At 54.4% G+C, this 14,803-nt stretch carries 11 protein-coding genes and 1 CRISPR repeat array; of the genes, 5 read left to right on the forward strand and 6 right to left on the reverse strand.

Going from position 1 to position 14,803, the window contains the following annotated elements:
- Positions 1-28: 28 nt before the first annotated feature.
- From CGLAMM_RS05830 to CGLAMM_RS05840, 3 genes are read right to left on the reverse strand one after another with little or no spacing between them, the layout of a single operon-like run.
- Entirely contained in the window at positions 29-817 is a 789-nt protein-coding gene (locus CGLAMM_RS05830) for an MFS transporter (RefSeq protein WP_418115477.1), read from the reverse strand.
- Positions 715-1,287 (reverse strand): MFS transporter, encoded by a 573-nt coding sequence (locus CGLAMM_RS05835; protein WP_418115478.1) that lies wholly within the window; start codon positions 1,285-1,287, stop codon positions 715-717. Before CGLAMM_RS05835 ends, CGLAMM_RS05830 begins: the two co-directional genes overlap by 103 nt.
- On the reverse strand, positions 1,284-3,491 hold the full coding sequence (locus CGLAMM_RS05840) for a TonB-dependent receptor (protein ID WP_394820125.1): 2,208 nt from the start codon (positions 3,489-3,491) through the stop codon (positions 1,284-1,286). Before CGLAMM_RS05840 ends, CGLAMM_RS05835 begins: the two co-directional genes overlap by 4 nt.
- A 101-nt stretch (positions 3,492-3,592) precedes the next feature.
- On the opposite strand from CGLAMM_RS05840, the gene CGLAMM_RS05845 reads away from it, so the two are divergent.
- Positions 3,593-3,805 (forward strand): hypothetical protein, encoded by a 213-nt coding sequence (locus CGLAMM_RS05845; protein WP_418115479.1) that lies wholly within the window; start codon positions 3,593-3,595, stop codon positions 3,803-3,805.
- Positions 3,806-3,991: 186 nt separating this feature from the next.
- On the opposite strand, the gene CGLAMM_RS05850 is transcribed toward CGLAMM_RS05845, so the two are convergent.
- A complete protein-coding gene (locus CGLAMM_RS05850; RefSeq protein ID WP_394820126.1) occupies positions 3,992-4,405 on the reverse strand; it encodes an Rrf2 family transcriptional regulator in 414 nt (137 codons plus the stop codon).
- 81 nt (positions 4,406-4,486) lie between these two features.
- On the opposite strand from CGLAMM_RS05850, the gene hmpA reads away from it, so the two are divergent.
- The 4 genes from hmpA (at position 4,487) to CGLAMM_RS05870 (ending at position 10,933) form a co-directional block, all read left to right on the forward strand.
- On the forward strand, positions 4,487-5,692 hold the full coding sequence (gene hmpA / locus CGLAMM_RS05855) for an NO-inducible flavohemoprotein (protein ID WP_394820127.1): 1,206 nt from the start codon (positions 4,487-4,489) through the stop codon (positions 5,690-5,692).
- 481 nt (positions 5,693-6,173) lie between these two features.
- Positions 6,174-8,015 (forward strand): autotransporter domain-containing protein, encoded by a 1,842-nt coding sequence (locus CGLAMM_RS05860; RefSeq protein ID WP_394820128.1) that lies wholly within the window; start codon positions 6,174-6,176, stop codon positions 8,013-8,015.
- A gap of 615 nt (positions 8,016-8,630) precedes the next feature.
- On the forward strand, positions 8,631-9,854 hold the full coding sequence (locus tag CGLAMM_RS05865) for a class-III pyridoxal-phosphate-dependent aminotransferase (protein WP_394820129.1): 1,224 nt from the start codon (positions 8,631-8,633) through the stop codon (positions 9,852-9,854).
- Positions 9,855-9,880: 26 nt separating this feature from the next.
- A complete protein-coding gene (locus tag CGLAMM_RS05870; RefSeq protein ID WP_394820130.1) occupies positions 9,881-10,933 on the forward strand; it encodes a zinc-dependent alcohol dehydrogenase in 1,053 nt (350 codons plus the stop codon).
- A gap of 189 nt (positions 10,934-11,122) precedes the next feature.
- Here CGLAMM_RS05870 and CGLAMM_RS05875 read toward each other — a convergent pair whose 3' ends face one another.
- Positions 11,123-11,512: a hypothetical protein gene (locus CGLAMM_RS05875; protein ID WP_394820131.1), complete on the reverse strand. Its 390-nt coding sequence runs from the start codon at positions 11,510-11,512 to the stop codon at positions 11,123-11,125.
- Positions 11,513-11,932: 420 nt separating this feature from the next.
- A CRISPR array of direct repeats spans positions 11,933-14,410; the repeat unit is 36 nt; unit sequence GCCGTGGTTTCCCTGCCGATTTGCCCGTGGTAGGCT.
- A gap of 58 nt (positions 14,411-14,468) precedes the next feature.
- A complete protein-coding gene (gene cas2, locus CGLAMM_RS05880; protein ID WP_394820132.1) occupies positions 14,469-14,798 on the reverse strand; it encodes a CRISPR-associated endonuclease Cas2 in 330 nt (109 codons plus the stop codon).
- Positions 14,799-14,803 lie beyond the last annotated feature (5 nt).

A 14,803-nucleotide genomic window follows, 5' to 3' on the forward strand; every position in this document is an offset into this window, starting at 1 on the left:
GCGCGGTCGGGTTAAACTGGCGAAGGGGTCAGCCCCCCTCAAATGGTTTTTGAAGCAATTTCAATATGGGTATGGAAGCGAGGGCGATGCACGTGGCGCAGGCAAAAGCCGCTTCGTAACCGGCCTTACCGGCAAGACTTGTCCCCGCAAAACCTGCCATCGCCGCGACAACAGCGCTGACGCTTTGAAACACCGCGTAATCGAGACCTGGCTGGCGCGGCGATGTCAGCCCCATCACACGAGAGAAAAGCACCACAAACCCCGCCGCCATCACCAGCGACTCAAGGAAAAGAAGCATAATAAACAGGGGCAGGCCGCGATGGCCGAGCAAAATTGCGAAACTTGCGAGGCCTGATATGACGGAAGTAACGATAGCGATGAAGGTCAATGAGGTGGACGACCCGGATTTCCGCACGCAGAAATTGCCAAGAACTGTCCCCATCAAACCGGCGCCGATGCCGACAATGCCATTGAGCGCACCGATGATGGTGAGGGGGACACCGTCATCCAACAGATAGAGGGCGCCTAGTCCCTGCGTCATGCGCCTTGCCGCATCAAAGATGATGATCATGGCGATGCCAGCCTGAATTTCCCGTCGTTTCAACGCCCATAAGAGGTTTGGCCGCCATCTCTGCGTAACCGGAGTGACGGCATGTATCAAACCGGAAGGGTCAGTATGCGCAAGTGTCAGGAGAGGGGCACTGAGCAGGATGGTCACGCCACCCGCGACAAGGCAACTGACGGGCCAACCGGCATTGTCATAGAGTGCGGGCAGAAAACTGCCGCCCAGTGCAAAGCCGAGATAACCGCCCCCCACCTGCGCTGTCGCGCCAAGACGCCGAAGGGAGGGGGGAAATGCGCGATCAGATAGCCGTCAGTCGCGATATCAATGACACTGGCCAGAAACGCCGCGCCGGTGAAAATCGTGAGAAACGGCAGGATGCTGCAGAAGGGAAAAAGGGCGGCCCCGATGATCAACCCGGCAATCACGAGTTCAGCGAGAAAAATCGCACGTCCGAAGCCGAACCGGCCCATCATCTGCTGGCGCAGTTGTTCAACCCTGGCGGCCCAAATGAATTTAAGGGCCCAAATGAGGATGATGGCGGAAAAAACGGCGATCTGCTCCATCGGAACATGTTTCGTCCGCAGGATGGCGGGAAGGGCGACGAAGGTCAGCCCGCCCAACTGCCCCTGAACGATATAGACACCCCAAATCGCGATGAGGGCGCTGCGTTCACTTCTCCGCGGGCTGGCGAAACGGCCAAATCCTGCCGTGAGGGTGATCATCTTTCCGACGACGCGATGCGAAGGTTGAATCCGACCGTGCGACCAAAACTGATCTGCGCGCTGCCTCTGCCGCCACTTATGAACCCGTAAGTGCGATAGAGCTTGTCAGTGACATTATTGGCGTAAACGGTGAACTCATAGCGGGTACCGAATAACCATGTGGCCCGTAAATCGAGCTGTGCGAAAGTCGGCTGCTGAAGCTGATTTTCAATGTCGAAATATTGTGGCCCGGTGACGCGCAGATCGATGGCCGGTTTGATGATGCCATGGCCCGTCTCCAGGCTTGTCGTCAAATGAGCCGCGGCCGCGAAAGCCGGGACAAAGGGCATGAGATTGCTGTTATTATTCGTCCCGTCACTATTCTGAAAATCGTCGAATTTCGAGACGGTGCGATTGCCATCGAAGCCGATTGTCCATTGTCGCCAGAAGTTCCAGCTCATTTCACCTTCTACGCCGCTCGCATGGGCATGGCCTGCACTGGAGATGACCTGACGTCCGATGGGCCCGACATAAATCTGCGCATCCTGCAAACGATTATAAAAATAGCCGATCCGCGCGAGAAAGCCCTGCATATGATAGACGGTGCCCAATTCGTAACTCAGCTCACGCTCCGGATTGTAGGGCATTGCATCCCGAAGCGTGTGCGGGGCGTAATTGAAGCCGGCGGGCTTATATCCCTGACTGACGCGACCATGCAGGTGCCAGCCCGGCAGAGTCTCATAATCAAGAGAGACACTGCCCAGACTCATATTCTGATTTTTGTGGTTCCGTCCTGAAAACTGCGTTATCCCACGGGTCGTGGAAGAGAACGCGATATCCGACATGTCGCGCGACAGGCGTCCGCCCAGTCCGAGGCTGAGTTTCTTTAGCAAATGCCAGTAAATATTGCCGTAAAGCGCGACGGTTTCGGCACGGTTGGAGGAGCGTTTGAAGGGATAGGCATTTGTCGGGGAGAGGGTCGTCGTCTGCCGATGCTGATAAGTCGTCTGGTGGAAAAATCCGGTGACGAGATCATAGCGTTTATGCTGCCCTTCCGTCCCAAGCCGTAATTCCTGCGTATTAGCGTCCCATTGTTCAGGTTGGAGTGACGTGTAGCGCCCGAACGGAAATACGCGGGAGAAGGACCGATCCTGAAGGGAGGTAATGGCGCTGATCTTCCATCCGGGGAGATGGTAAATACCGCGCAGGGATTCATCATGGCCGCAACGTTTCAAACGTGGGTCCGGCGTACCTGGCCCCGTGCTGGTGACGCGACGGGTGGCGATATGATCAAAATCGATATAGACATCCTGACTGCCATAGCTGCATGACCCATCGACGGAAAAACCGACTTCCCACGGTTTGTCATCCGGCGCCAGCCGCAGAACCGCCCGGCCACCCCGCGTTTCATATCCGCCAAGATGGGTGGTGCCGGTGTTTGGATTGGTGATATTGCCGGGATAGTCCTGGCTTGTCAGAAACATCGCACCGTAAAGCCAGTGCTGCATAATCGCACCGCTGGCATTGGCATTGACATGATAGCCGTAGCGACTTTCAGCCCCGGCATCGAACGCCGCTTTTGTCCTTGGCCCCGGTTGGCGCGTGGCAATATCTATGACGCCGCCCTCAGCACTTTGGCCGTAAAGGGCGACTTGTGGCCCGCGAAGGAAATTGACGCTCTCAACATCCATGAGCGCCTGCATCGCATTGATGGGTAGGATGGGGACATCATCGACATAAAATGTTGTCGCAGGATGATAGAAATCCTGCGCGGAGGTGATGCCGCGCACGGTGATGGATGGATAGAGGAAATTGCCACTATTCGAAATCTGTAACCCGGGCAGAACCCGCCCCAGATCATTCGTGTCACGCACCTGCGAATGCCGGAGCTGCGTGGCGGATACAAAGGACCCGCTCGTTCCCATTTCATCCAGGCGGCGCGGCTGGCGCACGCCGACGACCAGGATCTTCTCCCCCGGAGGTTGCGTGACCGTGTGAGGCGATGGCTGCGCATCCCTTATCAAAGGGGCGGCTCTGACGCCTGGTGACAGAAAAATCAGGCCAAGCGGCCCGACGCGCCTGACGAAAAACCGCAGGGACCGCGACGCAATGGCAAGGTCGTGAGCGGGAATATCGTCCGCAGGCGGCGAAAATGGGGTGCTTCTGACGAACCTGCCGGACCGGGCGAGGGATAGAGTTCGTCTTTTTCGTTCATCTTCCCGCATTGGTAAGTTCCCCATAAGCGAAATGTTATTGTCGTGTGGGTATCAAGGGTAGATGACAGTGAGAATCATTCTCATGAAGATTTGTCGGAAAGATCGGATGGATGTCAAGCGCGTCAGGCCCGTTGCATTCCGAAGCCGCATCTCAACCGACCCACTTATCGCCCTCAGGTCGGGGGCATGATCAGAAACGGCGCGCCGGGCATCCTCGTGCCGGGCGGGCTTTCATCATCCGTCGATCATGGGAGATATTGGCGGAATTCTCCCGGAATTTGGCTTTGTTCTTGACAAAGCTTCAGGGCATCGGGCGTATTTGAGAGCGCCTTGATGACGTGGTGCGTGAGCTTCCCACTTCCAGTAAGCGCCGGGGACAAAAATATCTTTTAGAAAATGCCGGATCTTCGGGATAGCGTGAGCGCATGACATGGATATGAGCCGGACCACATCTTAAGCACCTTATGAAAGGCGGGGGCAGGGAGGTGAGGCAGGCTTCACCCGGCCGCTCAGTTGATGAGATCCTGCAAGCTGTAACGGTCAAGCACGGACATGAAGTCTTCCAAAGCCTCCGTCAGAACACCACGCAGACGGCAGTTTTTGCCGAGAATGCAGACCGGACCATCATCCGGTGATCGGGCTTCCTGCGTGCAGGGGACCAGGGCCATGTTTTCTTCCGTGAAACGGACGACATCACCAATGCGGATTTCAGAGGCGGGTCGCGCCAGGCGGAGGCCGCCATTCCGACCCCGAAGCGTTTCGATAAATCCGCCAATGCCCAGGCGATGGATGATTTTAACGAGATGGTTTTCCGACACACCATAAGTTGCAACGACCTCCCGAATCGATACCAGTCGATCCGTATGGGTGCCGAGATAAATCAGTGTTCTAAGGGCATAATCAGTGTGGAGGGTGAGACGCATCTCTTAACATATATATAATTTACACCTTTTTTTCAAAGGGGATAAATGATGTGCGCTAAATACATCTTATGAGGCTTGATCATGAACGTTTCCCTTGACGATAAGACCCGCGCCATCCTCACATCATGCCTGCCCGTGCTGGAGGCTGACGGGATGCGTATTATTCAAAAAATGTATGCGCGCCTCCTGGTCAATCAGGAGATACGGGACCTCTTCAATATGTCGCATCAGGAGGATGGCAAGCAGATTGAGGCGCTGGCCTACGCGCTGAAGGCTTTTACGCGCCATATCGACAATCTGTCCGAACTAGGAAATATGGTGGAGCGGATTGCAGAGAAGCATGTTGGGCTGAATATCCGTCCAAGACATTACCCCTTCGTCGCGGATGCTCTGCTCGGGGCGTTAGCCGACATACTGGGTGACCTCGCGACGTCCGAGATCATGGAGGCCTGGGGCAAGGCTTACTGGTTTCTGGCGCATATTCTCATGAACCGTGAAGCTCAGATATATCACGAGAAAGAAGTGGCGCCAGGCAGTTGGACGGGATGGCGATCCTTCACGGTGCAAGCATGTATCAGGGAGAGTGATGTCGTCATGTCTCTGATATTGGCGCCGAGCGACGGGCGTTTGATCATGCGACATCAGCCCGGCCAGTATCTGAGCATCCATCTCGACATACCTGGCCACGGTGTCGCGCTGCGTCACTACAGTATTTCCTCAACGCCTGATCAGGAGACTTATCGCATCAGTGTGCGGCGCGCCGATAAGGGCCTTGTGTCATCGTGGCTGCATGAGAGGGCGCGACCGGGAATGCTGTTACAGGTATCGGCGCCGTCAGGAGAATTCACTCTGGTTGAACCCGTGCCGAAATCCGTCATCCTGCTGAGTGCCGGGATCGGGCTGACCCCGATGATGTCAATGCTGGGCGCACTTTCTGAGGCGCAGTCGAGGTGTGCCGTCCACTACATCCACGTGACGCGGTCGCCTGAAACTGAAGTTTTCGCTGAGGATATTTCAAAACTTGTACAAAGCGGGAAGATCCGTGCCGATATATTTTATAGCCGATCGGCGCCAGATCATGTTGATGACGCTGTCAAACGACACGCCGGGCGCCCCACTCCGGATTGGTTGAAAAACCATGTCGATCCGCAGGCAACCTGTTACGTCTGTGGCCCCGATAAATTCGTGCACGATATGGTTTGCGTCCTGCGTGAATGTGAACTGCCGAAAAGCCAGATCCGGTATGAATTTTTCGGCTCAGCAAGCGTCGAGGAGCTCGTTGCCTGAAGCTACGCCATAATATGAGCCCACGCGGGAAAAGACGCGCTTCGACGCGCGCCTCATGCGCACTGTTCAAATCAGAGCGGCCGCATGGGGCATCGCGTTCTTTTAAGAAGGGGCGATGGCGGACTTTATCAGGTGGGACGCGGTCATAAAGGCCCAGTCAAACAAGTATATTCGGCGTTATTCAAGGAGAACCTCGTAAGAAAGACGCCGCCTGAGCCGATATAAATACGGGGTGTTGAGGTCGCAAATCTTTAATTTGTTGGACGCATATAAGTAATTGAAAAAACAAAATACGATGATATTTACATATAAAAAATAAAGTATAATTTTATATCATACGCACTATTGATTTAATTGAAAATCTTTTTATAAATTATTCGTTTACTATTAATAATTCGTTACCCCATTTTCGTCGTGATTTCGTGCCGCGTCAGCGGGCCGATCACCTTTATTTTACGACGAATGGGAGCATTGGGAATTTATGCGGGTCAGGGTCAATTTAAGCGCGGGGCTGCTTTTAACGACGATCGTCAGTGCAGCAACGGCTGCGCCGCAATTTGGCCGCGTTGTGGCATTTGGCGATAGTTACGCTGATAGTGGCAATGCGCGTGCCTTCTTCGTTGACCGGGGACTTGGCAGGTTATTCAGCTCCACCATTTATCCGACAGGTCGTTTCTCCGGCGGCACGAATTTCGTCGACACGATAGCCAAGGATTATGACGCAACGGAAGTTAATTATGCCGTCGGCGGTGCGAAAGCGGATGCAGGCAATGTTGCCGCGAATGGTATGCTTTCAGGCTTCAGGCAGCAATGGCAGGGTTTCACGCGCGGCGGCGCGATTTATGCGTCGGGTCAGGCGACGGTGATTCCTTCCGGTGGGGCGCAGTTCTCACCCGATGATCTCGTGCTTCTCTCTGTTGGAGGAAATGACGCGCGTGGTTACCGCATTTCGGCGGGCGCCAATAATGTCGGCGCCATTGCCGCGGCCAATCATTCCGCGATGGCGGCAAGCGCCGGGCTTGATGCGCTTGTTTCACGCGGACTGAAGCACCTCGTCTGGGTGTCCGGGGATGTCGGGCAACTGCCTGAAGTCATGGGTAATAAACAGGGTGCCTCTATCGGCACGGCTTTCAGCACCACGTATAACGCGCAAATGCAGGGCGCCCTTGCCGGCGTTGCGCGCAATGGGGTGCAGGTCGCTTATGTCGATATCACTTCTGTTGCGATGACCATTCGCAACCGCCCGGGTTTGTTCGGCATCACAAATACAACGGCGCCATGCCCGATCAGCTGCGTCGGAAATAGCGCGCAGCAGGCGAAATATTTGTTCTACGTCGATGGCCTGCACATGACCTCCGCTGGCTTTGCGGCGGTTGCCCGTTACGCTGAAAACCAGCTTGCGGCCCCCTACGCCATGCGCGCCATCGGGGATGCGCCCCGCCTCGCCGCTGAACAATTTGGCCAATCCCTGAATAACCGTGCGGATCTGCAGCGTAACGGCAATCGGAGGCGTGGCGTGTCTGTGTTCGGCAACTTTACGGCGGGGCATCAAACGTTCCATGAAACGGGTGACTCGAATGGCTATGCCGATAATCAGCATGGCGGGATCGGCGGCGCGGAATATGGCGCTAAATTCGGCACGGTGGGCGCGGCCTTTGCTTACACGGACAGCCGCGTGAATGGCGATAATGCTGATCGCACACTGGCGAGAACTTACCAGTTTGGCGCTTATGGCACCTATGAGCGCCATGCCTTTTTCGCGCAGGGTTATGCGGGTTATGGGTGGCATCATCTTGATATGCGGCGCACAGGTGTCGCCGCGCCGCTGACCGCCACCCCGAATGCGCAGAGTGTCATTACTGGCGGGCGCGTCGGCTATCTGCCGTCCCTGGCTCTCGTGAAACTCGGCCCGGTTGCCGGGCTCGATTACGCTTTCTCAAGCCTGAGTGGTTATCGTGAAACAGGTGACGAAGCCGCCGCTTTGAATATGGGCAGCCAGAAGTCAGAGACGTTGATTGGCTCAGCGGGACTTGAGATGCGTGGCCAGATTTTCAGCCACTTCGTCCCGTGGCTTCGCGCGACGGCGCGAAAAGATTTCATGAGTGGCGGACGTACCTTGTCTTACGCGCCGGTCGTGGCGCCGGGCATCGTCAATAATTTTGCGCTGGCGGGGCAGTCGCACCGCGTTTACGGTGCGGTTGAAGGCGGATTATCGGCGGAACTCATGCACGGATTTGCCGTGCAATTCTCAGGTCGCACGACGTTCGGCCGGGAAAATGGCAATAACACCACGGGCCTCGTCGGCGTGCAGCTCGTCTTCTAAGTCGCTTGACCTTTACCATTGACAGCGCGTGGTCATCTCGATGGCCCGCGCTGTTTTTGATTTCGGGATGATATTGCGGACAAGATGGGTGGGTCAGCACCCCGTTCCGACGATGTCCGAAAACGTCTGAGCCCATCAATATGGGGCTTTGCTAAAGCTGGATCACCCCAGATTAAAAAAGTGTGATGCCGTGAAGGCGTTAACATCAGTCTCCGGTCTCCTCTCCGACAGAGAAATGGCGAGTGAGCCTGAGATTTCCTGTCGCGATTTATAGCTGCTTTCCGCGATGTCCGGGTGCCTCTGAACGGTGCGGTAGCGCCGCGAACGTCTCCCGAAAATCTCCGCCATTCGAAGTCATGAAATGACAGGACGATACGGCGTCGGAGGCTCTTCCAATGAGCGTGATCTCCGCAGACGAAGATTCGTAAATATTACGAAATATATAGCAATAAAATGCCATATAATAAACTATGTTTCACAATAACTTGTGAAAAAACCGAAATTAAAAAAAGAAATATTTGACAGACCCCATTGCGCTCACTCTAGAAGCCTCGCTATAGCGGAAAAGGTTATCGCCTATTTTCAAGCTATAGATTTAATTTCTGGAGTGGTTATATGGATCATGACTTGGATTATATTTTAAGAAGATTTCGAGGGGATGGTTCTTATCTTTATATAGATGGGAAAAAGTTTATAGATGCTGCATCCGGGACGTTCAATCTCCCTCTCGGATACACAAATGAGTCGATCGGGGCACGTTTGAAAGCGCAGATCGATCGGGGATGTCACCTCAGCTCGACCCACACGCTTGAGATGTCGAAGATCATTCTTGCCCGTCTGCGCAAATATCTCCCGAAAGATCTTTCGCGGATCTGGCTGCGAGACGTTTCAGGGTCAGGCGCAGTGGAATGTGCGATCCGGATGGCGCAGAAGCGTACGGGTCGGTCCGGGGTGATCTCGCTTTATCTGGCGCATCATGGCCAGTCTCTCGCAACCGCGCAGATCTCCGGCAACGCGTTCCGCATCAGGGATTTTAAAATCGACGTCCCCGGCTCCGTCAAAATCCCGATACCGCCCAGTGTACTTGCTGGTGATACGCAATCCAGCACCGCGCGTGACTTCACCGACCTTGATCAATTGCTCGAAATGGGGACCAGCAACAATGTCGCCTGTATGATCGTGGAGCCCATCCTCGGGAATGGCGGAAATATCGTCCTTTCCCAGGCTTTTTACGAACATATCCGCGCATTCTGCTATCGGCATGATGTCATCCTGATCGCAGATGAGGTGCAGACCTGTTTTGGCCGGACCGGGTCGTTCTTCGCCTCATCCGGTTACGCACGCGCGCTGGACCCGGACATACTTGTTTTTGCAAAAGGGGCGTCCGGGATCGGGATACCGATCGGTGGCGTCTTTATGCGGCCCGAGCTGGATGTATTGGCTTTCTATGAGCATTCCAGCACGTGCGGCGCCAACCCCCTCTCCCTTATCGCGATGGATGAGACGATCACCATCATTGAAGAACAAAAGATATTGGAGAATGTCCGGGAAAATGAGTCCTATATCCGCGATGCGCTCCTGGACCTCCAATCCCGGTATCGATGCGTCTGCGACGTGCGCGGACTGGGCTACATGTACGGTTTTGACACACCAACCATCGACTTCGCTGCGGACCTCATCAGAATTGCGGACCGGAATGGACTGATCATTCGCGGCGCACGTTACGGCCGCAGCACGGCCATTAAAATAAGACCGCCTCTGATCTGTAAAAAAGAAGAATTAAAAGAGATCATCGAGAAGCTTGAAAAATCTCTTCATGAAATTTGTTTCGTTCAATAATAAAAGAAAATACGGAAAATAATAATATGCAGGCTCTCAAATATCATGGCCCATGGATGGCCTCGATCGATACCACCCCGGACCTCCAATGCATGGAGGCGGATGATATCATCGTCAGCATCAAATTCTGCGGCATATGCGGTACGGATATCGGCATACTGACCGGAGAATACGATGTTGCGCGGCAGGGCGTTACATTGGGGCATGAAGCCGCTGGCATTGTCGAAAGCGTCGGGCCGTCAGTGCGAAATTTTTCGGAGGGTGACCGTGTCGTGATCAACCCCACATATGCGTGCCGACAATGTCGACCCTGTTATACGGGCAATGAAAATCATTGCTCCCAAAAGGAGGGCACGGAGGCCGGCGTTTCCTATGATGGCGCTTTCGCCACAAAATACCGCGCGAAAGGGCAGTTCCTACGAAAGTTGGATGATCATGTTTCATTTGAGGAAGCAGCACTGACGGAGCCTTTGAGCTGCACCATAACAGGCGTGGATAAACTTAACATACGCAATAATGCCATTCGGGCCGTCGTCATCGGGGCAGGGCCGATGGGCATTCTCTATAGCTGGTCACTCTATAATATCGGGGTGAACGTGGTGATGATCGAAAATAATGCCCATCGCCAACAATATGCCAGAAAGATCCTCCCCGGTTCCGCCCATTTATTTTTTGATTTCTGCGAGGCGATGAAAGTTCTTTACGGAAAAGACGACCAGAAAGTAGATGTCGTCGTCGACACGTCAGGGGCTTTGACGGAAATCGTCCTGCCCTACCTGAGCGCAGGGGGTAAACTCCTGACCGTTGCACTCAAGAAATTTTACGCCAACATTTCGACGATGGAAATCGCGGATAAAAGCCTCTCCATCATCGGCTCGATTGACTCACTCAATAACAGTTTCGAACGCGCTTATTGCACGATCCGCGACCGCCGTATCCCGGCAGAAAGAATGATCAGTCATATTTTTCCGCTGAACGATTTCAAGTCCGCTTTTGCCGTGCTCGGATGCGATCTCAAACACGGAAAGCTGACGCCGCCTTCTGAGCCAAACTGTAAGATTCTGCTTGAAATTGCCTGATCCCGCGATTCCGGACGAGTGAGGCGACGTGCGACGTCGTGTTTGGCATCTGGCTGGGGGCTTCGTCGCGTGTTTCTCGGGACGGGATGCAACTGAGTCCCGCCCCGGAAACATTTTACGATCTGGCGGTCAAGCCGGTGAAGAGGATATTCGTGTCCCGACGGAAGTAAAACTACGCTGGATCGACGCTTAATAAAGTAACCCGATGTCGCCTTTGACACATTTTACTTTTTGACCCGTAATATTCTCGATTCTATATTTCCTCGTGGAGAAAAATCCGACATCAAACCCACTCACATTGTTGAAGACGTATTCTTTTTCATAGTATGGACGATCATCAATGTTCATCCATCCGTAATCTTGTTCTTGCCCCGCCAGGACGGTAACTTTGAAAGAAACTTTTGCTGGGCTGAATTCGGAGCAGCCCACGTCTAGGCCCATGCCGGGGCGCGTCATATTAATGATCTGGACTTCGTCTTTTTGAAACTCCCATTTCCCTTCGTGGATATACGCGTAAGACGGACTTGCCGAGAGAAGGGAGAAGACTGTCGCCGCAACGACCTTATTAATTTCGACCATTTGAAATCCTTTTTTTTATTTTTATGTTTGAAATGAACGGCTGAGTGGGCGTGGTTGAAGGTCTTTTACCGTTTCGCGCTCTGAAATGGCCGGCTTGCACCATCTGACGCACTGTCGTCACAACGCGTCTCGGGATGCGTCTTATTTTTGTATAAACCAGCAGGTAAGACGTATTAATTTAGGAAGATTTTTGTCTCATCGCGTTTAAGGTGGTCACGAAATAAGATTATTTCACAATAACCTGCGTCAAACTATCTTTTGTGCTCATGAACACCCCAATTATACCTTTAGTTACGAGGCGGTTCAATATCATATTCGGGTCGAGAGCATAGTCCGTCCTTGAAATTGCCTTTAATCACGTTTCTCTCTGCGCCAGATCAATGGATCAAGGCTTTGCAAATCCGAGGCCATTATTCGCAGGCGGTGGTTTCCCTGCCGATTTGCCCGTGGTAGGCTAAGGACGGGGCTACTCCGCACGTGACAACTGCCGTGGTTTCCCTGCCGATTTGCCCGTGGTAGGCTTCTTCGGAGGAAGTAGGGCTAGTCCTTCCTGCCGTGGTTTCCCTGCCGATTTGCCCGTGGTAGGCTGAGGAAGGTGCGCGAGGAGGCGTTTAACCTGCCGTGGTTTCCCTGCCGATTTGCCCGTGGTAGGCTTTGCGTCAGAGAGGTCATTGACTTTGCCTGGCCGTGGTTTCCCTGCCGATTTGCCCGTGGTAGGCTTGATTTTCAGTGAGAGGCACCTTCACTAGGGCCGTGGTTTCCCTGCCGATTTGCCCGTGGTAGGCTCTCGCTTGATCTTCACACACTTCAGAAGCTGCCGTGGTTTCCCTGCCGATTTGCCCGTGGTAGGCTAGGCGGAAGCATCACTCTTAAACGCTACGAGCCGTGGTTTCCCTGCCGATTTGCCCGTGGTAGGCTTATATCCGTGAGCGCGCCAGCATGTGGCACGCCGTGGTTTCCCTGCCGATTTGCCCGTGGTAGGCTGAGTATCTGCGCACGCATGATGAATCCGAGGCCGTGGTTTCCCTGCCGATTTGCCCGTGGTAGGCTTCAACACCTTGTCAGCATAGGTTGTGTTCAGCCGTGGTTTCCCTGCCGATTTGCCCGTGGTAGGCTGAAAACTTCTATAACAAGGTTATCGAATATGCCGTGGTTTCCCTGCCGATTTGCCCGTGGTAGGCTGAATATGGACTTGACAGACAAGGATAAAGCGCCGTGGTTTCCCTGCCGATTTGCCCGTGGTAGGCTCACCCGATAGCGGGCTGGTGGTCACCTGAGGCCGTGGTTTCCCTGCCGATTTGCCCGTGGTAGGCTTTCTCCTTTGTTATGTTTCTATACAAATCAGCCGTGGTTTCCCTGCCGATTTGCCCGTGGTAGGCTACTGGGTCAGACAGGTCCTGCTTCCTCAACGCCGTGGTTTCCCTGCCGATTTGCCCGTGGTAGGCTGGTTTCACAAAACATCGCGGCGGTAGCCAAGCCGTGGTTTCCCTGCCGATTTGCCCGTGGTAGGCTCGTAAATCTCGTGCTTGAACAACGCGACCAGCCGTGGTTTCCCTGCCGATTTGCCCGTGGTAGGCTGCATGTCTTCCGACAAGGTGAAGGCGTTCAGCCGTGGTTTCCCTGCCGATTTGCCCGTGGTAGGCTGTTCGCGGCGATCGCCTTCTAGTGGCTTCAGCCGTGGTTTCCCTGCCGATTTGCCCGTGGTAGGCTAAGGGAATGCTGCCCATCGCGCCCAGAAGCGCCGTGGTTTCCCTGCCGATTTGCCCGTGGTAGGCTCGGTCTTGCTGATCTGAGCAGCCGCCTTCGGCCGTGGTTTCCCTGCCGATTTGCCCGTGGTAGGCTTTCTGGCGCCAAAAGGTGTTGCCCCTGTTTGCCGTGGTTTCCCTGCCGATTTGCCCGTGGTAGGCTGGATAACAGTGAACTCCTTCAGAGGGTCAGGCCGTGGTTTCCCTGCCGATTTGCCCGTGGTAGGCTGGGCCCGTAATCAAGATAAATAGATTTCAAGCCGTGGTTTCCCTGCCGATTTGCCCGTGGTAGGCTAATTCTTCGTGCGAATATTGAGAGCGTGGCGCCGTGGTTTCCCTGCCGATTTGCCCGTGGTAGGCTTAATACTTGCACAACACGCGCAGAGAACCCGCCGTGGTTTCCCTGCCGATTTGCCCGTGGTAGGCTGGTGTATCCGTAGGCATGACGTGGCAACCAGCCGTGGTTTCCCTGCCGATTTGCCCGTGGTAGGCTGAGGGTTGGTTGTCCCCAGCGGAACATTGCGCCGTGGTTTCCCTGCCGATTTGCCCGTGGTAGGCTGCTTTCCAGTGATCTCCCCGCCTGCTTTTCGCCGTGGTTTCCCTGCCGATTTGCCCGTGGTAGGCTCTATAACCCGATGCTGCCTGCAGTTGTTTTGCCGTGGTTTCCCTGCCGATTTGCCCGTGGTAGGCTGGATCGTGGGTTTCCCCGAATAGTCGAGTGGCCGTGGTTTCCCTGCCGATTTGCCCGTGGTAGGCTATGTGGACGATGTCGGGTGGGACTGGGAAGGCCGTGGTTTCCCTGCCGATTTGCCCGTGGTAGGCTTAAATCATCGAGCCAGCCGTCTGAGATCGCGCCGTGGTTTCCCTGCCGATTTGCCCGTGGTAGGCTACTCACCTGTATACCACTAATCTGACTATCGCCGTGGTTTCCCTGCCGACTTGCCCGTGGTAGGCTTTTTGTCCGGCGGTTGGAGAGGGCGGTTATGCCGTGGTTTCCCTGCCGATTTGCCCGTGGTAGGCTTGGTGCGGTTTCCTGTTCTCACTGATGCTTGCCGTGGTTTCCCTGCCGATTTGCCCGTGGTAGGCTACGGCGATGCCACCGTCAACCGCGATGACCGCCGTGGTTTCCCTGCCGATTTGCCCGTGGTAGGCTACCTTGGCTGTAAGTCTCTGAAATTGCTGTGATTTTCGCGCTTTTAACCGCGCGGAAATCACAGCAAAACCATCTGAGAGGCGCCGACTCGTTCAGTTTTTGGCGCAAGGCCAAGCATGAGTTCCATGCGACCATATTGCTTGTCCGTTATTTGAAGCGTCCGCACGCTCCCTTCCTTGGGCAATTGAAGGCGGACTCGCTTCGTGTGTTTCTCAACAGCATCCTGCCCGCGACAAATGCGCGCGTAAACGGAATATTGCAGCATGATAAAACCGTCATCTCTGAGGAAATTCCGGAAACGCGTTGCGCCGCGTCTCTGCTCCTTGGATTTGACGGGTAAATCAAAAAATACCATCAGCCACATGAAGCGGACATCCTCGGCCTTCATCGAGC

The sequence above is a fragment of the Sorlinia euscelidii genome, from assembly GCF_036452135.1.
In the GTDB taxonomy this organism is placed as follows: domain Bacteria; phylum Pseudomonadota; class Alphaproteobacteria; order Acetobacterales; family Acetobacteraceae; genus Sorlinia; species Sorlinia euscelidii.